Consider the following 23,498-nt stretch of genomic DNA (forward strand, 5'->3'; position numbering starts at 1 on the left):
GAACGCCGGTTTACTGCGTGACGATGCGCGGCGCGTCTTCGGCGGCCTGGGCCTGCTGCTGTTCGTACATGGCCTGGAAGTTGATTTCGGCCAGGTGCACGGGCGGGAAGCCGGCGCGCTGGATCAGGTCGGCCACGTTGCCTCGCAGGTAGGGGTAGACGATCTGCGGGCAGGCGATGCCCATGATGGGGCCCATCTGTTCCTGCGGCAGGTTGCGGATTTCAAAGATGCCGGCCTGCTTGGCCTCCACGAGGAACACCGTCTTGTCCTTGATCTTGGTCTGCACGGTGGCGGTGACGCAGATCTCGTACACGCCGTCGGCCGCCGGGTTGGCTTCCACGCCGAGCTGGATGTCCACCGAAGGCTGCTCCTGCTCCAGCAGGATGGAGGGCGAATTGGGCTGCTCCAGCGAAGCCTCCTTGAGGTAGATGCGCTGGATCTGGAAGGTGGGATCTTGGTCGGCCATGAGGGTCTTTCAGAAGGTCGGAAAAAAACAAACCCGCCGGGGAATGAGGTTCCCGAAGCGGGTACAGCACCGATTATCTCAGCAGCGCCGGGAGGCCCGAAAACCGGGCCGGGGTCGTCATCAGGCTTGCAGCAGCGGTACCAAACCGCCGCGGGCGTCCAGCGCGTGCAGGTCATCGCACCCCCCCACGTGCAGATCACCGATGAAGATCTGCGGCACGCTGGTGCGCCCGGTCAATTCGGTCATGCGGGTGCGCACATCGGACTGGCCATCGACCACGATTTCTTCGTAGTCGGTCACCCCCCGCTTCTGCAGCAAGGCCTTGGCCCGGCTACAAAAGGGGCAGTAGTCACTGGAATAGATTTTGACGTGGGCCAATTCAAAACTCCTCACACAAATATGAACCAAGAAGTTCGCCGGAGCGCGTGACCGAGGACCAGCACACGCCGAGGATCCGGCTGTGCCGGTCCAAGGGCGTGGTCCCCCTGGGGGGGGGAAGACGCGAAGCGGCGCAGGGGGGGTGACTATTTCTCCACCGGCATGCTGGCCGCGCGCCAGGCGCTCAGCCCACCGGACAGGGAGTGGGCGTTTTCGTAGCCCAGCTTCTTGGCCACCGCCACCGCCCGGCGCGAACGCATGCCCGAAGCGCAGACCAGGATCACCGGCGTGGCCTTGTTTTTCACCAGGCCGGGCAATTTGGCTTCCAGCTCGGCAAGCGGCAGGTTTTTGGCTCCCGCCACATGACCGGCGGCGAACTCGTCCGAGCCACACACATCCACCACAGCGGCTTTTTGGCGGTTGATCAGCTGCACCGCTTCGGTGACATTGACCGACCCGGCCCCTGCGCCGCCCGACAAGGCCGGCCACATCAGCAGGGCCCCCGAGGTCAGCGCCACGGCGATCAACATCCAGTTTTCGAGAAAGAAACTCACAGGTACGACCTTTCAGTTAAGCCTGAGATTTTAGAATGTATGGCTGGCCTGCGCTGGCAGACCCTTTTGGCCCGGGGTGTCCCGGGCCGCTATTTGTCCTTTACGCACCCGCCCTCCATGCACAAACTCGTCCTGATTCGCCACGGCGAATCCACCTGGAACCTCGAAAACCGATTCACCGGCTGGACCGACGTGGAACTCACGCCCACCGGCGTCTCGCAGGCCATGTCGGCCGGCAAGCTGCTCAAGGCCGAAGGTTACGAATTCGACATCGCCTACACCTCGGTGCTCAAGCGCGCGATCCACACCCTGAACTACTGCCTGGACGAGATGGACCGCACCTGGCTACCGGTGGTGAAAGACTGGCGCCTCAATGAGCGCCACTATGGTGGCCTGCAGGGGCTGAACAAGGCCGACATGGCCAAGCAGTTTGGCGACGAGCAGGTCCTCATCTGGCGCCGCAGCTACGACACGCCGCCGCCCGCGCTCGAAGCCAGCGACCCGCGCAGCGAACGCAGCGACCGCCGCTACGCCCACCTCCAGCCGGAGCAGGTACCCCTGACCGAATGCCTCAAGGACACCGTGGCGCGCGTCATGCCGTTCTGGAACGAGGTGCTGGCCCCCACCATCCAGAGTGGAAAACGGGTGGTGATCGCCGCCCACGGCAACAGCATCCGCGCCATGGTCAAGTACCTGGACGGCATTTCCGACGCCGACATCGTCAACCTGAACATCCCCAACGGCATCCCGCTGGTCTACGAGCTGGACGCCCGCCTCCAGCCGATCAAGTCCTACTACCTGGGTGACGCCGAAGCCGCGGCGAGGGCCGCCGCCGCCGTGGCCAGCCAGGGCAAAGCCTGATCGGAAAGTCGGGCCTGCTTCAGGCAAACGGAATTGGTGTACTTGAAAAGCGCCTGGAACCGAATCTTCAGGCGGTGCTCCAAGGTGTATATTGGTCCGCCGGCGTGGTCGGGCTGTTGCCGACGCGCTGGCGTCTTTTTTGAGGTATTTCCATGGGCAAGCAAGTGAGTCACAAGTTGAAGATTGCGGGATGGCTAGCGGTCGGCGCCGTCGCCGGGGCCCTCACGACGGTGCAGCTGCAGGCCGTCGCGCGCAACACGCTGACGCCACTCCCGCTGGAAGAACTGCAGCAGCTCGCCGCGGTGTTCGGCATGGTCAAGACCGACTATGTGGAGCCTGTGGACGAAAAGCAGCTGATCTCCGACGCCATCTCGGGCATGGTCGCCAGCCTGGACCCGCATTCCCAGTACTTTGACAAGAAGTCCTTCAAGGAATTCCGCGAGGGCACCAGCGGCCGCTTTGTCGGCGTGGGTATCGAGATCACCATGGAAGACGGTCTGGTGAAGGTCGTCTCGCCGATTGAAGACTCCCCTGCTTTCCGTGCCGGTCTCAAGTCGGGCGACCTCATCACCAAGATCGACGACACCGCCGTCAAGGGTCTGAGCATCAACGACGCCGTCAAGCTCATGCGCGGCGAGCCGCGCACCAAGGTCTTGCTCACCATCTTCCGCAAGGACGAAAACCGCACCTTCCCGGTGACGATCACGCGCGAGGAGATCAAGACCCAGAGCGTGAAGACCAAGGTGGTCGAACCGGGTTACGCCTGGGTGCGCGTTTCGCAGTTCCAGGACCGCACGATTGAAGACTTCTCCCGCAAGGTCGAGGCGCTGTACAAGGAAGACCCGAAGCTCAAGGGCGTCGTGCTGGACCTGCGCAACGATCCGGGTGGTCTGCTGGACGCAGCGGTGGCCCTGTCGGCCGCCTTCCTGCCGGAAAACGTGACCGTGGTGTCCACCAACGGCCAGCTGGCCGACAGCAAATCGGTCTACACGGCTGCTCCGCAACATTACCTGCGCCGCGGAGGCACCGATCCCATCAAGCGCCTGAGCGAAAACACCAAAGGCTTTCTGAAAACCGTGCCGTTGGTGGTGCTGGTCAACGAAGGCTCCGCCTCGGCCAGTGAAATCGTCGCTGGCGCCCTGCAGGATCACAAGCGGGCCAAAATCCTCGGCAGCCAGACCTTTGGCAAGGGCTCGGTGCAGACCGTGCGCCCCCTGGGGCCCGATACAGGCCTGAAACTCACCACCGCGCGCTATTACACGCCCTCGGGCAAATCGATCCAGGCCACAGGCATCGTCCCGGACGTGATGGTCGACGAAACGCTGGAAGGCAATGTGTTCGCCGCCCTGCGCACCCGTGAGGCCGACCTGCAGAAACACCTCGGCAACGGCAATGAGGTCAAAGCCACCGAAACGCCCATGACCGATGCCCAGCGCGCCGCCGAACAGCTGCGCGAGCAGGAGCGCGAGGTGGCCCGCAAGCGGCTGGAAGAAGAGTCGAAGAAAAACCCGGGGCAGCGTCTGGTGCCCGAATTCGGCAGCGAAAAAGACTTCCAGCTCCAGCAGGCGCTCAACCAGCTCAAGGGCCAGCCGGTGATCGTCAGCAAGACCCAGACCACGCGGCCGCCCGAGAAGAAAGAAAACTGATCGCAGGCGCGCGGCCTGCGCCAGCCAGCCTCCCGGGAACGTGCCTTTGGACGACCAGCAACTTCTGCGCTACTCGCGCCACATCCTGCTCAACGAACTCGGCGTCGAAGGCCAGGAGCGGTTGCTCGCGTCGCACGCCCTGGTGATCGGCGCTGGCGGACTGGGTTCGCCGGTGACGCTCTACCTGGGCAGCGCTGGCGTCGGCCGCATCACCGTGGTGGACCACGATGTGGTGGACGAGACCAACCTGCAGCGCCAGATCGCCCACAACCTGGCCCGCGTGGGCTCGCCCAAGGCCGAATCGGTACGCGCCGCCATCGGCGCCATCAACCCCGACCCCGAAGTGATCACGTTGGTGCAGCGGGCCGACGCGGCCCTGCTTGACTCACTCGTGCCCACGGCCGACGTGGTGATCGACTGCACCGACAACTTTGCCACCCGCCATGCCATCAACCGCGCCTGCGTGAAGCACCGCAAGCCGCTGGTTTCGGGCGCAGCCATCCGCATGGACGGCCAGCTCAGCGTGTACGACCCCCGGGACGAGGCCTCGCCCTGCTACGCCTGCGTTTTTCCGGAAAGCAGTGACGTGGAAGAAACGCGCTGCGCCACCATGGGGGTGTTCGCACCGCTGGTGGGCATCGTCGGCACTTTGCAGGCCGCCGAGGCGCTCAAGCTGCTCACCGGCCTGGGTTCGCGCCTGACCGGGCGCTTGCTGATGATCGACGGGCGCGACATGGCTTTCACCGAAATTGCCCTCCCCCGCCACCCGCAGTGCGCCGTCTGCGGCTCTGCTGCGCTCACCTGATCAGGGCAACGGGCACGGTCCGTGGCGACGCCGGAAGTCGCGCGGCACTTCGGCATCCCGGTCTGCGAAAAGGCCATTTTTCTGCGCGCGGGCCTGGCTTTCCTGCCCGGCGTAGGCGCCCTCGCTGTAGCGCCAGCGGTAGGCCCAGGCGTGTCCTCGCACGACCAGCCAGGCGCCCACATCGTCCCCCTGATGGGTCAGGTGCACCAGGGCTCGCCCGTAGTGGTCGCGGTGGCGCTCGTTCACCGTCACCACCCGCTGGAACACACGTGCGGCCAGCGCATCGCGCGCCGCCCGCCCACCGGCCTGGCAGATTTCGGGGGCGTCCAGGCCGTCGAGCCGAAGCTTGCGGTACCGACCGCCTTCCAGGGGTTTGACCCACAGCGTGTCACCGTCGAATACGCGGGTCACCCGGGCCTCGTACACCACCCCGCTTTTTTCATTTTCACGGGTCGCGGCAACCGCCTCCAACTGGCCGGACAAACCAGCGCAGAGGGCCAACAGAGCAACACGCGAATGCAACCGTCCAGGGCCTCTCATGCCGTTCCGTACTTGGTTTCGAAATGGATGCCCAGCTTGCGCAGAAACGGGGTGGGCAATTCGCCTCCGGCACACACGATCACGATGTCGTTCGGGAAACGCGTCGTCTCGCCGTCCACTTCAATTTCGACCTCGTGCTCCAGCACCCGCTTGACGTTGGAACCCAACAGCACCCGGATGCTGCCGGCGCCCTGCAACTCTTCCAGTTGTTGCCGGTTCTTCTGCTTGACCCGGGAGAACGCCGCACTGCGGTAGGACAAGATGACGTTTGTGCCCGGTTGAGCAGCCAGAGCGATAGCGGCTTCCAGGGCACTGTCGCCCCCCCCAACGACCAGCACAGACTGGCCATCGTACTGCGCCGGATCGATGAGTCGGTAGACGACCTTGGGCGAGGACTCGCCCGGCACGCCGAGCTTGCGCGGCGTGCCCCGCCGCCCGATCGCCAGCAGCACACTGCGCGTGGCATATTGGCCCTGGCTGGTTTTCACCAGAAACCCGTCACCCTGGGGTTCGATGTCTTCCATGCGCTCGCGAAATGAGATCGGCAACTGGGTTTTTTCGACCACCCCTTGCCAGAACGCCAGCAACTTCTCTTTTTGCACTTCTCCAAATCGCATCTTGCCCACCAGCGCCAACTTCACGGGTGCGGTCATGGCAATCTTGTTGCGGGGGTAGTGGTACACCGACCCTCCCAGATCGTCTTCCTGTTCAATGAGCCGGAAACGCAACCGGTGGTGCATGGCGGCAAGCCCCGCGGACAAGCCCGCGGGTCCGCAGCCGACGATCACGACGTCAAGATCGCCTTTTCCATTGCTGCGTTTCTTGATGAAATCCATGGCCTGACGGCCTTGTTCCGCGGCCTTGCGGATCAGGCCCATACCGCCGAGTTCACCAGCGACAAAAATGCCGGGCACATTGGTCTCGAACTGCGGCGAGACAAAGGGGATGTCGATGCCGCGCCTTTCGGTGCCAAACACCAGCGATATCGCTTCCACCGGGCAGGCCGCCATACAGGCACCATGGCCGATGCAGGCTGCGCCGTTTTTCAACACCGCCTTGCCGTTCACGATCCCCAGCGCTTCTTCCGGACAGGCCTTGGCACAACCACCCGAACCGATGCAGCGGGAAAGATCCACCACCGGGTGCAGCGAGGGCGGTTCGTTGAGCCCCTGCTCCAGAGCATCTTTGAGTTCGGCCTTGTACATGGCATGGCGCTTGGCGCGGTGGCGCAGATAGAGCCACATGACCGGAAACAGGCCGATCAGATACAGATACCAGAATTCCACAACGCGTACCTCAGATCATGGCGAAATGCCTTGCCAGCCAGGTCGCGGTCATTTCACCTCGTCCCGGATGTCGATGGCGATACCGGTGGTCCCCACGTCCACGGCTGCCGACTGGCCGGTCAGGTCGCCTGGAGCGGGCGTGGCCTGGCCGCTCTTGCTGATGCGCGCACTCACGATCACGCTCTTGACTGCCGAAATCCGCGCGGCCGGTGACATGGACGAACTGTCGTCCAGGGTAAAGGACAAGGGCAAGTCCTTGACCTGACGACGCAGGATGGCCAGCGGCATGCGCTGCGCGCCATCGGCCGCGCGGGCAAAGACAAAGAGCGTGTCGTCCGGGGCGGCTTTGCCTGCCAGACCCGGCGCCAGCGTGATGGAGCCGCTCACGGATGCGCCCGGCAAGGCCATCGGAGCGGGTGCCGCTGCGGGCAGAGCAGGCATGCCGGCCAACTGGCGCGCCTCGCTCAGGCCCCCCAGGATCTGTTGGGCGAAACTGTTGTCGGGCGACGCGCTCTCCACCAGCTTGCTCCAGTGCTTCACCGCTGCCGCATAGTCCTTGCGGTCAAACGCGTCCGTACCTGCGAGCGCCAGCGCCTTGAAGTTGCCTGGCTCCAGTTTGAGCGCGGCCTCCACCCATTTCATGGGTTCACCGGCCAGTTTCCGGTCGCTTTTGACGGCCAGCGAGTCGGCGTAATCGGCCAGCAACTGGGCATCGTCCTTGCGCAGCGCCACGGCTTTTTCATAGGCCGCGAGGGCTTCCGGGTGACGCCCGAGAACAGAATACGAGCGCCCCAGCATGGCCCAGCCCTCAGCGTCTTCCGGCGAGTCCTTCATCCTTGCCGACAGGCGTTCCACCATGTCGGCAATCTGCGCCTGCGATGTGTCGTGCGGTGCGGCGCCTCCGTTCGCACCGGCGGGGCCCGCCGTCGCCATCGACGCCCCACCGGTTGACCCGGGGCCGACGGCCAGTTGTTCGGGTGAGCCCATCCACCAGTAGCCCGCCACGGCCAGGACCAGCACACCACCACCCAGGGCGGCCACCAGGCCACGCGACAGGCCATGTTCCTTCTTGTCAGCAGGCCCGGCAGCCTGGGCGTGTTCGGCAGGCGCTGCAGCCGGCTGATCCGATGCGCCGCTCATCACCAGATCGACGATGCGCCGCTCCAGTGCCGCCTTTCCCTCTGCGTATTGGGTGGCAGGCAACACGCCAGCCTCGTGCAACTCCCTGAGCTGTTCAAGCTGTCGGCGCAAGGTGGGGATGTCTGGTGTCATGGGCGTTGAAGAAGTCATGTTCATGGGGACCGGTTGTCGTCAAGCTGGCCCGGTTCGTCGGGCTCAAACAGGTTGGGGTCCATGCGGCTGCGGCGTCGCAAAACCAGAAAGAGAATCAGGAGTCCACCCACCAGCAGGATGGCCGGGCCAAACCAGAGGATGGCCGTGGTCTTCTTCAGAGGCGGGCGGTACAACACGAAATCACCGTAGCGTTCGGTCATGAAGGCGATGATCTGCTGGTCCGAGTCACCCCGGCGCAGCATTTCACGCACCTGGTTCTTGAGGTCGATAGCAAGACCGGCGTTGGAGTCGGCGATGGTCTGGTTCTGGCAGACCAGGCAGCGCAGCTCGGCCGTGATCCGGACCATGCGGGCTTCGAGTTCGGGATCGGCCGCAGCGGGCGCAGCCTCCTGGGCTGCCACGACACCGGCCGCCAGCGCGAACACCAGGGCAACAATCCACTTAGCCATTCAGTTGCCTCACCAGCGGTTCAACCTGGTCCCGGATCACCTCGGGGGTCAGCGGCCCAATGTGTTTGAAACGGATCACGCCCTGGCGGTCCATCACGAAGGTCTCGGGCACACCGTACACACCCCAGTCGATCCCGACCCGGCCGTCCTCGTCGAACAGCGAGGCGGTGTAGGGGTTGCCGTAGCGCGACAGCCAGCGCAGGCCCGCCGCGCGCTCGTCCTTGTAGTTCAGACCGTAGATTGGCACCATCTTCTTGCTGGCGAATTCGACCAGCAGCGGATGCTCCGCCTGACAGGCCACACACCAAGACGCCCACACGTTCAGCACCCAGACCTTGCCCATCAGGTCGTCACGCCGGATGGTGCTGGCGGGATCATCGAGCCGGGTGAGCTGGAAAGCGGGCGAGGCCTTGTTGATCAGCGGTGAAGGCACTTCCTTGGGGTCCAGCTTGAGACCCGCGGCCAGGAAGGCGGCGAGGCCCAGGAAGATGGCCAGCGGCAGCAAAAACTTGAGGTACTTCATGCGGACGCCCCCGCACCACCCAGGGTGGCTTCGGTCTGTTCACGCCGCACCTTCGAGCGGTAGCGGCGATCGGTCACCGCCAGCAGACCACCCAGGGCCATGATCAGACAGCCGCCCCAGATCCAGTCGATGAAAGGCTTGACATACACACGCACGATCCAGGCCCCGTTGGTGGTCGGCTCGCCCAGCGAGACATAGAGATCGCGGGTGAAGCCCGGATCGATGGCGGCCTCGGTCATGGGGTTCTGCTGCACGCGGTACACCCGCTTCTCGGGCCGCATGTCGGTCACTTTGCGGCCATCGCGCGTGACCTCGACCAGTCCCCGCATGGCCGAGTAGTTGGGGCCTGGCACTTCGATTGCTCCGCGGAACGTGAAGGTGTAGCCATTGACCGTGGTGCGCTCGCCGATGTTCATCTGCACGTCGCGCTCCACTTCGTAGGTGCGCACCATGGTGACGCCGAAGCAGAAAGCCGCCACGCCCAGGTGGGCCACCATCATGCCCACCACCGCCCGGGGCAGCTGCCGGCTGCGGCGCAGAACGCCAGCGAGGCCTTGTCCCTTCTGGTAGACCTTGTCCCAGAAATCGGTCGCTACCGAGGTGAGCACCCAAAACGCCATCAGCAGCCCGGCCGTACCCACCAGCGACATGTCACCCGCCAACCATTCGGTGAGCAAGGCGCCCACCACGGTCACGCCCGCCGCCCAGCGCAGCCGACGCGCCACATCGGGCAGTTCGGCCTGCTTCCAGCGCGTGATGGGGCCCACCCCCATCAGGAACAGCGTCGGCGCCATCAGCGGCATGAACACCGAGTCGAAGTACGGCGGACCCACGGAGATCTTGCCCAGGCCCAGGGCGTCGAGCAGCAGCGGGTACAGCGTGCCCAGCAGCACGGCCGCCGAGGCCACCACGAGCATGACGTTGTTGCCCAGCAAGGCGGTCTCGCGCGACACCAGATCGAAGCGGGCGCCCAGCCCCACCGTGGGCGCGCGCCAGGCGTAGAGCGCCAGCGATGCACCCACCGCCACCACCAGGAAGGACAGGATGAACAGGCCGCGCGTGGGGTCGGTGGCGAAGGCGTGCACCGACGACAGCACGCCCGAACGCACGAGGAAGGTGCCCAGCAGCGACAACGAGAAGCAGACGATGGCCAGCAGCACCGTCCAGGACTTGAAGCTGCCGCGTTTCTCGGTGACCGCCAGCGAATGGATCAGCGCCGTGCCCACCAGCCAGGGCATGAAGGACGCGTTCTCCACCGGGTCCCAGAACCACCAGCCGCCCCAGCCCAGTTCGTAGTAGGCCCACCAGCTGCCCAGGGCGATGCCGACGGTGAGAAACATCCAGGCCAGCGTGGTCCAGGGGCGCGTCCAGCGCGCCCAGGTGGCGTCCAGGTTGCCACCGATCAGCGCCGAAATCGCAAAGGCAAAAGCCACCGAAAACCCCACGTAACCCATGTACAGCAGCGGCGGGTGGAACACCATGCCGGGATCCTGCAGCAGCGGGTTGAGGTCACGACCGTCCAGGGGCACCGGGAACAGGCGCTCGAACGGGTTCGAGGTGAGCAGCATGAAGAGCAGGAAACCCACGGCGACCAGGCCCATGACCGACAGCGTGCGCGCCAGCACCGCACGCGGCAGGTGCTCGCTGAAAGTCGCCACGGCCGACAGCCAGCCACTGAGCATCAGCACCCACAGAAGCAGCGACCCCTCGTGACTGCCCCAGCTCGCGGCGATACGGTACGGCAGCGGCAGGGCCGAGTTGGAGTTGGAGGCCACATTGAGCACCGAGAAGTCGTGCCGCACGAAGGAGACAATGAGACAGATGAAGGCTGCCACCACCAGTGCGAACAACAGGTAGGCAGACGGCCTGGCGAGCGCCATCCAGCCCGGGTTGTTGCGCTGGGCGCCGATCAAAGGCATGACGCCCAGGATCAACGCCACCCCCAAGGCCAGCCACAACAGAAAATGACCGATTTCGGGAATCATGGCTTTGGCTCCATCAGCACCGTCTGCGACATGGCATTGGTGTTTTTGCCCGCCTGCCTGAGGGCTTCGGCCGCTTCGGGCGGCATGTAGTTCTCGTCGTGTTTGGCCAGCACTTCGCGGGCTTCAAAGTGGCCGTCTTTCAACTGCCCTTGTGCCACCACACCTTTGCCTTCCTTGAAGAGGTCGGGCAGGATGCCCTGGTACTGCACCGGGACCGACTTGACGGTGTCGGTGACCACGAAGTGCACGTTCACCCCGTCGCGCCGCACACTGCCCGTCTCCACCATGCCGCCCAGACGGAACGTGCGTCCGGTGGGTGCTTCCTTGGCCGCCACCTGGGTAGGGGAATAAAAGAAAACCAGGTTGCTGTTGAATGCGTTGAGCACCAGTGCGGTGGCCGTGCCCAGCACCGCCAGGGCGCCCACCGCGATCATGATCCGTTTGTGTCGTGTCTTCATGGCTTACTCCTGCGCGTCTTGATCGTCGGGGTGGCGCCGGGCTCGCCGGTGGCGCCGGGACACCAGCCAGGGCTCCAGAACCATGAGAGCCAGCGCCACGGCATAAGATCCCCAGACATACGACCCGTAGCCACCCATGGCAAAAAAATCATTCGCACTGCCCCAGTTCATGGCGCGTCCTCACGAAGGGCTTTGACCCAATCGGTGTGGGCCTCGCGTTCGAGCACGATCGCCCGGGTTCGCATGAACACCACCGCAAAGGCATAGGCCCAGCAGGCGAAGGTCATGACCAGCATCGCCGTCAGCATGGTTTCCGCCATCTTCGGAGCGGCCGCGATGCTGACCGAAGCGCCCTGATGCAAAGTGTTCCACCACCTGACGGAAAAATAAATGATGGGCACATTGATCGCGCCCACCAGTGCCACCAGCGCTCCGGCGCTGTCGGCCCGCCGTGCATCGTCGATGGACTCCGTCAATGCGATGTAGCCCAGGTAGAGGAACAGCAGGATCAGTTCGGACGTGAGCCGGGCGTCCCACACCCACCAGGCGCCCCAGGTGGGTTTGCCCCAGAAAGCCCCGGTCCAGAGCGCCAGAAAGGTGAACATGGCACCGGTGGGCGCGATCGCGCGAGCCACCATGGAAGCCAGGCGCGCCTTGAACGCCCAGCCCACCACCGCCCAGCCCGCCATCACCATATACAGCACCATGGACATCCAGGCCGCCGGCACATGGATGAAGATGATGCGGTAGGCCTCACCCTGGGTCGCGTCGGTGGGTGCCAAGAAAAACCCCAGGTACAGCCCCAGAACCGTCAGACACACCGTGGCCAGCCAGAACCACGGGATCAGCAAGCCGGACAAGGCATAAAAGCGGGAAGGAGCGGCAAAGGTAAAGAAGCGCATGGCCGGTTCAACTCGCGACGTCGTGGTGTTGCATCATGATGCGATGGAAATGCGCAGGGCCGCAGCGGTGGCCCAGGGGGCACCCAGTCCCGACACCAGCAGCAAGGCCCCCAGCAACGAGAGGTGGCCCTGGGCCGAAAGACCGGCGTCGACCGCCGTCACGGCACCCGCACCGAAGATGAGCACCGGAATGCACAGCGGCAGCACCAGCAACAGGATGAGCACGCCCCCGCTGCGCAGACCCAGGGTCAGTGCAGCGCCCACACTGCCCAGCAGGCTGAGCACCGGTGTGCCCAGCAACAAGGTGAGCGTCATGACGGCGATGGTGCTGGATGCCATGCCAAAAAACAGACCGATCAATGGTGACGCCAGAATCAGGGGCAAACCGGTGAGCACCCAGTGCGCCAGCGCTTTGCCCGCAGCGATGAGCACCAACGATTCGCGGGAAAGGACCATCTGCTCCAGCGATCCGTCGGCGTGGTCAGCGACGTACAAGGTATTCAACGACAACATGGCGGCCAGAAGGGCGCATACCCACACAATGCCCGAGGCAATCTCTCTCAGCATCTGGGGTTCGGGTCCCACGCCGAAGGGATACAGGCTGGCCGCGACGACAAAAAACACCACCGGCAACAAGGCCTCGATCCGGCGCCGCCTGGCCAGCTTCAGGTCGCGCGCGGCCACCGTGAACAGGATGCCGGCCGTCATGCCGCGGCTTCCGGACCCAGCGTCAGCTCAGTGGCCTGCAAGGCCGACACGTCCAGTGGCAGGTGCGACGTGAGCAACACACTGCCACCACGCGCCAGATGGCCTTTCAGCAAGCCGTTCACGGTGTCGATACCGGCGATGTCCAGCGCATCAAAAGGCTCGTCGAGCACCCACAGCGCAGCGTCCGACTCCAGGACCAGGCGCGCCAGCGCTGCGCGACGCCGTTGCCCCTGCGAAAGCGTGCGCACGGCAGCGTTCCGACGGTGGTACATGCCCAGCAAGCGCAAGGCCTCCAACACCCGGGGGCGACTGCCGTCCTGTCCGTGCAGCCGCGCGATGAACTGCAGCGACTCGCACACGGTGAGGTCATCCTTCATGGCGTTGAGGTGACCCACATACACCAGACGCTGCCGTCCTGGTTCGTGCGCCGCGTGGCTGACAGCAGCCCAGGTGAGGTGGCCTTCATCGGGTTCCGTCAAGCCCGAAACCGCTCTCAAGAGGGTCGTCTTGCCACTGCCGTTGTGCCCGCGCAGCCACACCAACTGGCCTGACCGGACAGCAAAGTTCAGATCGCGGAACAGCCAGTCCGCGCCACGGCGGCACGCCAGACCAGACACCTGCAGCAACGGAAGATCGGGCACGTCAGAAGTCGTAGCGTGCGCCGAGGTAGTAAAACAGCCGATCAGAGGATTCGTCAATCGCCGGCCCTGTTTTGTGGGTTCGCTCGTAGGAAAGCTCGGATTCAAGTGTCGCTTGTTTCATCCGGTAGGTGATACGCACACCCGGTGTCCATCGGTTCAGTCGAATACCGGCGTCGTCCTTTTGCTGGTAGTAACGCAGCGAAGGCTCCAGTCGCCAGCCGTCGCCCATCGACGTCGCGTTGTTGTAGGACAGCAGGTATCCACTGTAGCTCGGCCCGCTGAGCAAGGTGCCCAGGAAAACGTGGGTATCGCTTTGCGAGTAGAGATTGGTGCCGATCAGCTGTCCGCCCACGCCCCACAGATTGCCCGTGCTGGGCTGCGCCGGGAAATTGATGGCGGGCACAGCCGGTACCGCGCCCACGTTGGTGTAACGGATGTCACCACCAATCTGCCAGTTGGGCGCCAGCGGCGTGGTCACGCCCAGCAGAAACTGGGTCTGCTCGGCGGTGACGCCCTTGACCTGCTCCCGCAACTGCTCCACCGTGTTGTTGGCGAGCAGACCATCCACCCTTTCGACCAGAGGCAGGTTCGGATCCTGAAAGAACAGGATGTTGCCGAGGGAAAGAATGGGGGTGGTGCGCTTGTCGTAGAGGAAGTTGTAGACGGTGGTGTCGGGCCGTTGCCAGGTGCCTTGCACCGAAACGATGTTCAACCCTTTGATGACGGTGTCGTAGTCGAACTGCGATGTGATTGATACACCACCGCTGAAGTAACGAAGCTCGGTGCCCACCGCCCGGCGATCGACCTCGCTATCGATGGTCTGCTGGTTGAAATAGAAGCTGCCGCTGAGTTTGTCGGTCAGGGCCTCAGCATCGATCCACCCACCATACAAGCGTCGTTTGGTCTGCAGCAAATTGTCTGCGGGCACACCGGCCACCGCATTGATGCGCCATTTTGGCTGGAAGGTATAGCCCACCTGTGCCCCATCAAAACGGTACAGCACGCCACCGCCCAGGGGCGATTGACGACCCAGACGGAAATTGGTGCCATTGGTCAGGGACTTGCGGTCGTAATAAAGAGCCGAAAGGCGGTTTTTGCTCTTCTCCGGTCTTTCGAAGTTGGAGGTGTAGGCGTTGCGGAACACAAAGCGCGAATCCGATTCCGCGGTGCGGTTGCGCCAGTTCAGATCCACGCTGGTCTGGAGCTGTCCCTGATCGGCATCGGAGATCGAGCTGTCGCTCACCAGTTCAGGCAGTCCACTGATCGGAGAATCTTCAAACTCCTGGTTGCGCTCCCGGGATTGCCCACCGAAGTAGTAGGTTGATACCGAGCCACTCCAGTTGGAGGGTGGTGCTTCAGATTTGGCCTCCAGTGCCTGCCCCGGTGGCGGAAGACCGGCCTGCAGCTGGCGCACCCGGTCACTGTCCGGTCCTTCAGGGTACAGGTTGAGAAAGGCTTCAAATTCCGCCCGCGCCCGATCCGGGTCGCCCAGCTTCAGGCGCGCTGTGCCGATCATCTCCTGCGCTTTTCGGGACGATGTGTTGGGCGGCAAATTGAGCAACAGACTCAGCGCCTCCAGCGTGGCAGCGAAGTTGCCATCTTCATTGCCTTTGACAGCCGCGGCCATCAGTTCCGCGGCCTTGGCTTCCACCTCGGCAGGCGTGTTGCCGGGGCCGACCTCGGTTCCTGCGGGTGCCTGCAACGCCACGACGTTTGCTTGCGGGAAACGCGGCTTGAGCAAGGCCAATGCACTGTTGGCTTCGCGAAGCGTACCGAAGTAGCCGATGTTGATGTCGTGAAGGGTGCGTCCGTCCACCGTGCGGCGCGAGGTGAACGTCTGGTACTGCTGCAAACGGGCGGGCACCGACGACTGGAGAAAGTGCCCCGGGTCCACGGACGACTGCAAGGTGATGATGTAACTTTGACCGGGTGCGAGGGCCGCAGAGGGGCTCTGTGTCGAGGACAGACGGACCGAGTCACCCAGTCCGGTCAGCACAATTTCAATGCTGCGGTTGCCCTTGCCGGCACGGACGCGGAAAGCCGTCTTGTTTCCCAGCCGAACGATGAGTTTGCGGTTGAGATTGGTCCGGCTGACTGTTTCGTCGGTCACCGTGATTTCCGGGATCGCGCCCACATTGGGTACCCGGCGCTGACTGCCCTGGAAGTTGAGCGCGGCCCGGGTCGGCAATACGGTGTAGTACACCTGTGCCAGGTCACCTGCGCGCGCGGTGGTCACGCGCTGAAACTGGATCCCGGTCACGAACCGCACATTGACCACCGCGTTGGCGCCATCCCGCCGCAATTCAATGTCTTCAATCAACTGGGCCATGGCAACTGGGCAAAAGCTGGCGATGACAACGGGGACGATCAGACTGCGGAGCGCAACATGCATGGTCATATGACGATCGATTTTTAGGTTTATTGTTGATGCTGCGCCCAGGACATGGATCGCAGAGTTGGTCGCTTCAATCCCAGTTTCTGAAGAGCGTTCCCTCGTTACCCAAGGGCCGGTGGCAGCCGGAGGCAGAACAATCTGTAGCAGCCGTGTTGCGGCTTTCGTGGGTCAGGGCTTTCTTCTCCATGTTGCCCAGGTAATTGGTGCCGCTGGCATGACAGGACTTGCACCAGCCCGCGCCCGCACCAACGCTGTTGTTGTGGTTCATGGTCAAAGTGGTCCAGCTGGTGGTGCTGCGGTGGCAGGCACTGCAGTCAAGGGCGGCCCCATTCAACAGTTGTCCTTCCGGAATGTGGTTCGCTGGCTTGGCCTGGGCACCTTGCGATGTATAGGTCCCGCTGTGGCAGCTCTTGCAGGAGCTGGCGGTCACCAAGGCGTGATCCATGCGTGCACCGGTTGAGAAACTGGTGGTTCCGTGGCAACTGATGCAATTCGCCGTGGTCGGAATGTGTGTGGCGGGCTTGCCCCCAGCGGTCGAGCCGTTGTGACAGGTAGTGCAGTTGGTGGCCGCCGTGAACGTGCTGTGGTCGACCCTTGCCCCGGTCCAGCGCGCTGTGCTGTGGCAGGTCACGCAATTGGCCGTGGTGGCCAGGTGGTTGCCTGGCTTACCTGTGGCCAGGCTTCCGTTGTGGCAGCTCACGCAGTTGGTTGCGACGTTGAAGGTGCTGTGGTCCACACGCGCACCGGTCCAGCGCGTGGTGCTGTGGCAACTGATGCAGTTGGCCGTGGTCGGCACGTGCGAAGTCGGCTTGCCACTGGCCTGCGATCCATTGTGGCAAGTCACGCAGTTGGTCGCGACGTTGAAAGTGCTGTGGTCCACGCGCGCGCCGGTCCAGGTGGTGGTGCGGTGGCAGGTCACGCAGTTGGCCGTGGTGACGATGTGGTTGCCGGGTTTGCCCTCAGCCAGGGTCCCGTTGTGGCAGCTCACGCAGTTGGTTGCGACGTTGAAAGTGCTGTGGTCCACGCGGGCTCCTGTCCAGCGCGTGGTGCTGTGGCAACTGATGCAGTTGGCCGTGGTCGGCACGTGCGAGGTCGGCTTGCCACTGGCCTGCGATCCATTGTGGCAAGTCACGCAGTTGGTCGCGACGTTGAAGGTGCTGTGGTCCACGCGAGCACCGGTCCAGGTGGTGGTGCGGTGGCAGGTCACGCAGTTGGCCGTGGTGACGATGTGGTTGCCGGGTTTGCCCTCAGCCAGGGTGCCGTTGTGGCAGCTCACGCAGTTGGTGGCTGCCGTGAACGTGCTGTGGTCCACGCGAGCACCTGTCCAGCGCGTGGTGCTGTGGCAGCTGATGCAGTTGGCCGTGGTCGGCACGTGCAAGGTCGGTTTGCCTCCTGCCTGCGAACCGTTGTGGCAGGTCACGCAGTTGGTCGCGACGTTGAAGGTGCTGTGGTCCACGCGCGCGCCGGTCCAGGTGGTGGTGCGGTGGCAGGTCACGCAGTTGGCCGTGGTGACGATGTGGTTGCCGGGCTTGCCGCCAGCCAGGGTGCCGTTGTGGCAGCTCACGCAGTTGGTGGCTGCCGTGAAGGTGCTGTGGTCCACACGGGCGCCCGTCCATCGCGTGGTGCTGTGACAGCCCACGCAGTTGGCCGTGGTCGGCACGTGCGAGGTCGGCTTGCCGCTGGCCTGCGTCCCGTTGTGGCAGCTCGTGCAGTTGGTCGCCGCATTGAACCCACTGTGGTCCACCCGCGCTCCGGTCCATCGCGCGGTGCTGTGACAGGTCACGCAGTTGGCTGTGGTGGCGATGTGGTTGGTTGGTTTGCCACCGGCCAAGGTGCCGTTGTGGCAACTCGCGCAGTTCGTAGCGGCATTGAACGTGCTGTGATCCACACGGGCGCCCGTCCATCGCGTGGTGCTGTGACAGCTCACGCAGTTGGCCGTGGTCGGCACGTGTGAGGTTGGCTTGCCGCCGGCCTGTGTGCCGTTGTGGCAGGTTGTGCAGTTCGTCGCTGCGTTGAACGCACTGTGGTCCACCCGCGCTCCGGTCCATCGCGTGGTGCTGTGACAGGTCGCGCAGTTGGCCGTGGTGGCGATGTGATTGGCCGGTTTGCCTCCCGCCTGATTTCCGTTGTGGCAGCTTGCACAGTTCGTTGCCGCATTGAAACCGCTGTGATCCACCTTGGCACCAGTCCATCGCGTGGTGCTGTGACAGGACACGCAATTGCCTGTGGTAGCAAGGTGGTTGGCTGGCTTGCCGCTGGCTTGGTTACCGTTGTGGCAACTCGCACAATTTGTCGCGGTATTGAAGCCACTGTGATCCACCTTGGCGCCGGCCCAGCGCGTGGTGCTGTGACAGCTCACACAGTTGGCCGTGGTCGCCACATGGTTGGCCGGCTTGCCACTGGCCTGCGTTCCGTTGTGGCAGCTCGCGCAGTTGGTGGCGGCGTTGAAACGGCTGTGATCCACTCTCGCCCCCGCCCAGCGCGTGGTGCTGTGGCAGGTCACGCAGTTGGCCGTGGTGGCCACGTGGTTGGTCGGTTTGCCGCTGGCCTGGCTGCCGTTGTGGCAGCTGGCACAGTTGGTGGCTGTGTTGAAACCGCTGTGATCGATCTTGGCACCCGTCCAGCGGGTTGTGCTGTGACAGGTCGCGCAGTTGGCACTGGTCGCGACGTGAACGGACGGCTTGCCGCTGGCCTGTCTTCCGTTGTGGCAGCTGGCACAGTTGGTGGCCGTGTTGAATCCGCTGTGATCGATCTTGGCGCCCGTCCAGCGGGTTGTGCTGTGACAGGTCGCGCAGTTGGCACTGGTCGCGACGTGAACGGACGGCTTGCCGCTGGCCTGTCTTCCGTTGTGGCAGCTGGCACAGTTGGTGGCCGTGTTGAAACCGCTGTGATCGATCTTGGCGCCCGTCCAACCGCTGGTGCTGTGGCAGCTGTCGCACGACTGGCTGGCTGGCACCGGGATGTGGCTGGCTTTCTTTCCGGTCGCCTGTTTGCCGTTGTGACAACTGGCGCAGGTACCGGGCGCCACACCGGCATGGTCAAACTTGGTGGCTGGCAGCCAGGCGGTTGTTCGATGGCACGTGTCACAAGAAGCCTGGGTGGTCAGGTGATCACGGGTCTTGCCGGACGCCGATGCGCCGTTGTGACAGGTGGCGCAAGTGCCTGCGACCACGGTGGCGTGACTGAACTTGGCCCCCGCAAACGATTGTGCGGTGTGGCAGGTGTCACAGGTTTCGGTGGTCGGAATGTGCCTGGCCGGCATGACCAGGTTGTTCTGCGCCAGCCGTGCGCCACTGGTGTGACAGCTGGCGCAGTCCTTGGGCGTTCCCTTGAAAATCCCCCGCACATGACAGGATTCGCAGCGTGCCGCCGTGTGCTGACCGCTCAGTGCAAAACCGGTTTTGGTGTGGTCAAAGCCGGCTTTTCCGTTCTGCGCCCAGGCGCCCGCACCCCACAGCACCAACACAAGCACCGTCAGGCACTGAAGCAACAGGCCCGTGAAGCCCCGCAGAGACAGCCATGGTTGCTTCATGTGCGTCCTATCCATGTGCCGGCCATCACTGACCCCGTGGTTCGTTCAAACCGGCTGCTGTAACCCCATGCGGAAAAGCGGCTTGCCAGCAACGCCTGCAACTGCTTTCGCTCACCCAGCCCCAGGCGGGTGGTGACTTTTTTCCAGTCCTGAACGGCATGGCAGGTCTCGCAACGCATGCCAAACTGCCCGTCATGGACATCGTCCTTGCGGTGGCAACTGATGCAGTTCTTGCCCACCGTCGCTGCGACCTTGCCTTTGGGTGCTGGTGCGGTGTGGCAACTCTCGCAAGCCACTTTGAGGTGCGCACCTTCGATCTTGTATTCGGTGCGCTTGTCGTGGTTGAAGTCCCAGATGGGCCACCCGCGGGTGTTGTGACAGCTGTCGCACTTCTCACCAAATTTGAGTTTGTGCTCGTCCTCTTTCTTGTGACACCCATAGCAGTCTTCAGGCGCATCCTGGAAGCGGTTGGTTTCGTGGCACTTTTCGCACTTGACGGGCACGTGCTTGCCGGTCAGTGGGAACTTGGTGAGCGCATGGTCAAACCGGGTGGTTTCCCAGGTCCGGTCGTTGTGGCAGGTTTCGCACTTCTTGCCCAGCTGGCCCTCGTGTTTGTCTTGCTTTTGATGGCAGCTGTAACAGTCCACCGGCGTCTTGCGGTAGCTCTTGAGATCTTTGTGGCAGGCGTTGCACTTGACCTTGGGGTCGGCATGGGCGTTGCGCAGCTGGAACTTGGTGCGATCGTGATCAAAACGACCGGTCGTTGACTTCCAGTCACGCTCGGTATGGCAATCACCGCAGGCCTCGCCCAGCGTGTTCTCGTGTTTGTCTTCCTTCTTGTGGCACCCATAGCAATCTTTCGGCGCTTCCTTGAACATGGCGCTCTTGTGGCAGTCCTTGCATTCGGTACCCACGTGTTTGCCCAGCAGCGGGAAGCTGGTCTGGTCGTGGTTGAACTTGGGAGGTTCCTTCCAGTCGCGCTCGCTGTGGCAACTGCCACAGTCCTTGCCAAGCGACTCCTTGTGTTTGTCGTCTTTCTTGTGGCACGAATAGCAGTCGCTGCTCAGCTGCACCCGATAGAGATGACCCGTGTGGCAATCGGAGCACCGCGTGGTGCGGTGTTTGCCACGCAACGCGTACTGGGTGTCCGTGTCGTGATTGAAGGTCGAGGGCTTCCACGCCTTGGCGTCGTGGCAGCTCTCACATTTGTCGCCGTACTGGCCTTTGTGACCCTTGCTGCTGTCGTCTGCTTTCTTGTGGCACCCGACACAGGTCTTGACCGTGTCCTTGTACTTGTCGTTCTTGTGGCAGTCGGCACACTGGGCGTCGGCGTGCTTGCCGGTCAGGGCAAACTTGGTCTTCTTGTCGTGATCGAAGTGGGTTTCTTTCCAGTCGGACTCGTTGTGGCAATCGGCGCACTTGGGTCCGAGGGACCCTTTGTGTTCATCATCTTTCTTGTGGCAGGCGTTGCAGTCCTGCGGGGCCTCCCGGTATTTCTTCTGAGGCAGGTGGCACTTCTCGCACGCAACGGCCTGGTGCTTGCCCTTGAGCCGGTAGTCTGAGATGTTGTGATCGAACTTTTTCTTGTCCAGATCCACGATCCGGGCCTCGCGCCCTTTGTGGTCGGCGTGACAGCTGCTGCAGGCCTGCGGCCTGGAGCGGCCATGAAAACCGGTACGGGCTTTCACATCAGACCCCACGTCCTTGTGGCAAGCCATGCACAAGCCGTCCATCGCCTGTCGATTGAACTTCACGTGGCACTCGGAGCAGTTTTCCTCGTACTTGGCGTGTCCCTGAATGAGCTTGCCCGGCGCCAGAAGGGTTTCGATATTCTGGGCGTTGGCAGACGCCAGCCAGCCCATGCCGAGAACCATCCAGCAACACACCAGCAGCCTGCGCAAGACCAGGAAAACTTGGGGCGTGGATGGCCATGATTTCAACCGATGCCCCGGTTCAATAGGCGTGCACGGCAAACACGTGGAACAAGGCGCTGATCACCAGCAGGTACACGAATGGCAGATGCGCCACATGCCACAGCGAAAACAGACGCTCATAGGCGGTGAACTGGGCCACACGCACCACCGAGTTCAAATACCGGCGCACGAGTTTTCGGGCCAGATGTTGCCGCTTGGCCTGGTTCTTCTGGCTCCAGGCCCCTTGCGCGGCCAGATCCTGCAGCGGACCCCGCAACTCGCGCACACAAGCCAGGTACGTCCACCACTGCTTGACAGGAAGCCAGAACGCGCGACGCAGGCTCATCCAGAGACCGGGCCTCAAGCTGACTTCGTGCCTTCCAAAAGCCATGAGCCGCCGCTCCACCGATGGCGCAAAACGCAGGCGAGAGTGCGCTTCACGCTGATGCAGACCAGCTCGCTGCTGCAGCGCCAGGAAGTCGACTTGCTCACCTTGAAGGCCCCGGTTGATCCGGCTGTAGATGAACCGCCCCACCACGCCACTGAGCGCAACGATGATCATGCTGTAGAACGCTGCCGCTGCGTTCATGGACCGCACCTCGAACGTGGAGTGGACCAGTATGAGGATCGGGCCACCGACGCCCAGCAGCATGTGCACCAGAAACCACCATTTGGCTTTGCCCCAACTCTGGGCAAAGCGGAATCTCTTCCTCAGTGGGTAGGAGAAAAGCAAGACCATCATCACGCCACCAGCCACCCCCAGCCAGTAACCGACATCGTCGCCGGCCTCAAACAGCTGAAGCCTGCTGATCTGCCATGCGCCCCAAGTCAACGCCACCAGGGTCAGGTAGACCAGCAGATCACGTGAAGAATGGGGGGTGCGGGACTCGCGGGGAACGGGTTCAGCTCCCGCAAATGCAGAGCTCATGAAAATCGACGGTCCCACCGAGGAGTCGGCTGAGCCTCCGCAGGCTTCCGTTTTCAATATTGCAGTCATACCGATCCCTATGAAGTGCCCCTGGTGGTGAGGGGACAACTGCTCCCAAACGTTTGGCCAAGAGTTCTGCCTCCTCCAGAAACACATAGATGAACTGCGTCAACCGAACACCCACGCACCTATATTTATGACTTCCGGGAACTAAATCTCTCTCGCGTCAATGATAAATCGCAACCTCCAAAAAACCCTCGATACATGCAGTAATTGTCTGTAATTGGGCTTAAGTTAAGCTTAATTAAGGTGTTTTGGCCTATTAATCTTCACAATTCATCACTTTTTGAGGACGAATCACCGGAAACGGCCAGCGCCAGTCGCCCAGCATGCGCCGCTCTGGCAAGTTCAGTGATCAATTGGCGACAGCATCCCGCGTCAATCGGCGAAGGTATCGCCCAAGTGCGGCCATGGGCTGTATGCCAGGACACAGGGACCCGGCACCCCGCGTAAAGGGATGTAACGGCTCAAACGGCCATGTAACGGCCTGGCCGGTGGTTGATGGCGAGCGTCATGTTGAGAACGACCGCTCCCACGACCGACCACATGATCTGCCACCCGTCCACCACGGCGAACGCGGCCAGCACGATGGCGCAGTCAAACACCATCTGCACCTGGCCAGCGCGCCACCCAAAGCGCTCCTGCAGGTACAGCACCAGCACATTGAACCCGCCGAGGCTGGCCCGGTGGCGAAACAGCATCAGCATGCCAGCACCCATAAGCAAACCGCCCGCGATGGCAGCAAAGCCGGTGGACAGCGTGCCGAAGCTGACCCACTGCGGGACCCACTCCGCTAGCACCGCCAGCAGCGCCACCGCGGCAAAGGTCTTGAGCGTGAACACCCAGCCCATGCGCTTGTAAGCCAGTCCGTAGAACGGCAGGTTGATCAGGAAAAAAACCAGGCTGAAGTTCCAGCCGGTGGCGTAGTGCAGCAAAAAGGCCAGGCCGGCCGTGCCACCGGTCAACAAACCGGTGTGGCGGAACATGACGACACCCAAAGCAACAAACAGCGTGCCCGTGAGCAGGGCCTGCGCGTCTTCGTGCAACTGGTGCTGGGCCGGTGATGCGGCGCCCGACGCACCAGGACCTTCAACCGACTTGACGGCCATGGGCGAGGGGCTGCGGCGCAGCCTGGTCAGGGAAGGGAACACGGCAGGTCTCACAAGGCAGGGGAA

At 63.1% G+C, this 23,498-nt stretch carries 22 protein-coding genes; 3 read left to right on the forward strand and 19 right to left on the reverse strand.

Annotated elements, in window-relative coordinates; all coding sequences use genetic code 11:
• Window positions 1-10: 10 nt before the first annotated feature.
• The 3 genes from secB to F3K02_RS24370 all read right to left on the reverse strand — a co-directional run bounded on the left by secB (window position 11) and on the right by F3K02_RS24370 (window position 1,398).
• Window positions 11-466, reverse strand: coding sequence for a protein-export chaperone SecB (gene secB / locus F3K02_RS24360; RefSeq protein WP_177138912.1), 456 nt, complete (start codon window positions 464-466; stop codon window positions 11-13).
• A 120-nt stretch (window positions 467-586) separates the two neighbouring features.
• Window positions 587-844 (reverse strand): glutaredoxin 3, encoded by a 258-nt coding sequence (grxC, locus tag F3K02_RS24365; RefSeq protein WP_177138913.1) that lies wholly within the window; start codon window positions 842-844, stop codon window positions 587-589.
• A 146-nt stretch (window positions 845-990) separates the two neighbouring features.
• Window positions 991-1,398, reverse strand: a complete 408-nt coding sequence (locus tag F3K02_RS24370; protein WP_177138914.1) for a rhodanese-like domain-containing protein — start codon at window positions 1,396-1,398, stop codon at window positions 991-993.
• A 117-nt stretch (window positions 1,399-1,515) separates the two neighbouring features.
• On the opposite strand from F3K02_RS24370, the gene gpmA reads away from it, so the two are divergent.
• The 3 genes from gpmA (at window position 1,516) to F3K02_RS24385 (ending at window position 4,710) form a co-directional block, all read left to right on the forward strand.
• Window positions 1,516-2,259: a 2,3-diphosphoglycerate-dependent phosphoglycerate mutase gene (gene gpmA, locus F3K02_RS24375; RefSeq protein ID WP_177138915.1), complete on the forward strand. Its 744-nt coding sequence runs from the start codon at window positions 1,516-1,518 to the stop codon at window positions 2,257-2,259.
• A gap of 164 nt (window positions 2,260-2,423) precedes the next feature.
• Window positions 2,424-3,905: a S41 family peptidase gene (locus F3K02_RS24380; RefSeq protein WP_177138917.1), complete on the forward strand. Its 1,482-nt coding sequence runs from the start codon at window positions 2,424-2,426 to the stop codon at window positions 3,903-3,905.
• Window positions 3,906-3,951: 46 nt separating this feature from the next.
• Complete coding sequence (locus F3K02_RS24385) at window positions 3,952-4,710, forward strand: HesA/MoeB/ThiF family protein (RefSeq protein ID WP_177138982.1); 759 nt, start codon at window positions 3,952-3,954, stop codon at window positions 4,708-4,710.
• On the opposite strand, the gene F3K02_RS24390 is transcribed toward F3K02_RS24385, so the two are convergent.
• The 16 genes from F3K02_RS24390 to F3K02_RS24465 all read right to left on the reverse strand — a co-directional run bounded on the left by F3K02_RS24390 (window position 4,711) and on the right by F3K02_RS24465 (window position 23,432).
• Window positions 4,711-5,121, reverse strand: a complete 411-nt coding sequence (locus tag F3K02_RS24390) for a thermonuclease family protein (RefSeq protein ID WP_343067152.1) — start codon at window positions 5,119-5,121, stop codon at window positions 4,711-4,713. It abuts the gene before it with no gap.
• Window positions 5,122-5,246: 125 nt separating this feature from the next.
• Entirely contained in the window at window positions 5,247-6,494 is a 1,248-nt protein-coding gene (locus F3K02_RS27820; protein WP_177138983.1) for an NAD(P)-binding domain-containing protein, read from the reverse strand.
• A 90-nt stretch (window positions 6,495-6,584) separates the two neighbouring features.
• A complete protein-coding gene (locus F3K02_RS24400; protein ID WP_177138921.1) occupies window positions 6,585-7,832 on the reverse strand; it encodes a c-type cytochrome biogenesis protein CcmI/CycH in 1,248 nt (415 codons plus the stop codon).
• Window positions 7,829-8,278, reverse strand: a complete 450-nt coding sequence (locus F3K02_RS24405; protein WP_177138924.1) for a cytochrome c-type biogenesis protein — start codon at window positions 8,276-8,278, stop codon at window positions 7,829-7,831. Before F3K02_RS24405 ends, F3K02_RS24400 begins: the two co-directional genes overlap by 4 nt.
• Window positions 8,271-8,801, reverse strand: coding sequence for a DsbE family thiol:disulfide interchange protein (locus F3K02_RS24410; protein ID WP_177138926.1), 531 nt, complete (start codon window positions 8,799-8,801; stop codon window positions 8,271-8,273). The genes F3K02_RS24405 and F3K02_RS24410 overlap by 8 nt, the downstream gene beginning before the upstream one ends.
• The gene (locus F3K02_RS24415) at window positions 8,798-10,786 is read right to left on the reverse strand and encodes a heme lyase CcmF/NrfE family subunit (RefSeq protein ID WP_177138928.1); all 1,989 of its coding nucleotides are present in this window, start codon (window positions 10,784-10,786) and stop codon (window positions 8,798-8,800) included. Before F3K02_RS24415 ends, F3K02_RS24410 begins: the two co-directional genes overlap by 4 nt.
• Entirely contained in the window at window positions 10,783-11,244 is a 462-nt protein-coding gene (gene ccmE, locus F3K02_RS24420) for a cytochrome c maturation protein CcmE (RefSeq protein WP_177138930.1), read from the reverse strand. The genes F3K02_RS24415 and ccmE overlap by 4 nt, the downstream gene beginning before the upstream one ends.
• Before the next feature lie 3 nt (window positions 11,245-11,247).
• Entirely contained in the window at window positions 11,248-11,415 is a 168-nt protein-coding gene (ccmD, locus tag F3K02_RS24425; protein WP_177138932.1) for a heme exporter protein CcmD, read from the reverse strand.
• Window positions 11,412-12,146 carry a heme ABC transporter permease CcmC gene (ccmC, locus tag F3K02_RS24430; protein WP_177138936.1) on the reverse strand — a complete coding sequence of 245 codons (735 nt, stop codon included), beginning with the start codon at window positions 12,144-12,146 and terminating at the stop codon, window positions 11,412-11,414. Before ccmC ends, ccmD begins: the two co-directional genes overlap by 4 nt.
• A 33-nt stretch (window positions 12,147-12,179) precedes the next feature.
• The gene (gene ccmB / locus F3K02_RS24435) at window positions 12,180-12,854 is read right to left on the reverse strand and encodes a heme exporter protein CcmB (protein WP_177138937.1); all 675 of its coding nucleotides are present in this window, start codon (window positions 12,852-12,854) and stop codon (window positions 12,180-12,182) included.
• Window positions 12,851-13,495, reverse strand: coding sequence for a cytochrome c biogenesis heme-transporting ATPase CcmA (gene ccmA, locus F3K02_RS24440; RefSeq protein ID WP_177138938.1), 645 nt, complete (start codon window positions 13,493-13,495; stop codon window positions 12,851-12,853). The genes ccmB and ccmA overlap by 4 nt, the downstream gene beginning before the upstream one ends.
• Before the next feature lies 1 nt (window position 13,496).
• On the reverse strand, window positions 13,497-15,893 hold the full coding sequence (locus F3K02_RS24445; protein ID WP_177138939.1) for a tetratricopeptide repeat protein: 2,397 nt from the start codon (window positions 15,891-15,893) through the stop codon (window positions 13,497-13,499).
• Between the two features lie 67 nt (window positions 15,894-15,960).
• The gene (locus F3K02_RS24450; RefSeq protein ID WP_177138941.1) at window positions 15,961-19,422 is read right to left on the reverse strand and encodes a cytochrome c3 family protein; all 3,462 of its coding nucleotides are present in this window, start codon (window positions 19,420-19,422) and stop codon (window positions 15,961-15,963) included.
• Complete coding sequence (locus tag F3K02_RS24455) at window positions 19,419-21,296, reverse strand: cytochrome C (RefSeq protein WP_177138943.1); 1,878 nt, start codon at window positions 21,294-21,296, stop codon at window positions 19,419-19,421. Before F3K02_RS24455 ends, F3K02_RS24450 begins: the two co-directional genes overlap by 4 nt.
• Before the next feature lie 79 nt (window positions 21,297-21,375).
• Complete coding sequence (locus F3K02_RS24460) at window positions 21,376-22,320, reverse strand: hypothetical protein (RefSeq protein ID WP_177138946.1); 945 nt, start codon at window positions 22,318-22,320, stop codon at window positions 21,376-21,378.
• A gap of 470 nt (window positions 22,321-22,790) precedes the next feature.
• The gene (locus F3K02_RS24465) at window positions 22,791-23,432 is read right to left on the reverse strand and encodes a YitT family protein (RefSeq protein WP_177138984.1); all 642 of its coding nucleotides are present in this window, start codon (window positions 23,430-23,432) and stop codon (window positions 22,791-22,793) included.
• Window positions 23,433-23,498 lie beyond the last annotated feature (66 nt).

It is taken from the genome of Hydrogenophaga aromaticivorans, assembly GCF_013387465.1.
In the GTDB taxonomy this organism is placed as follows: Bacteria; Pseudomonadota; Gammaproteobacteria; order Burkholderiales; family Burkholderiaceae_C; genus Hydrogenophaga; species Hydrogenophaga aromaticivorans.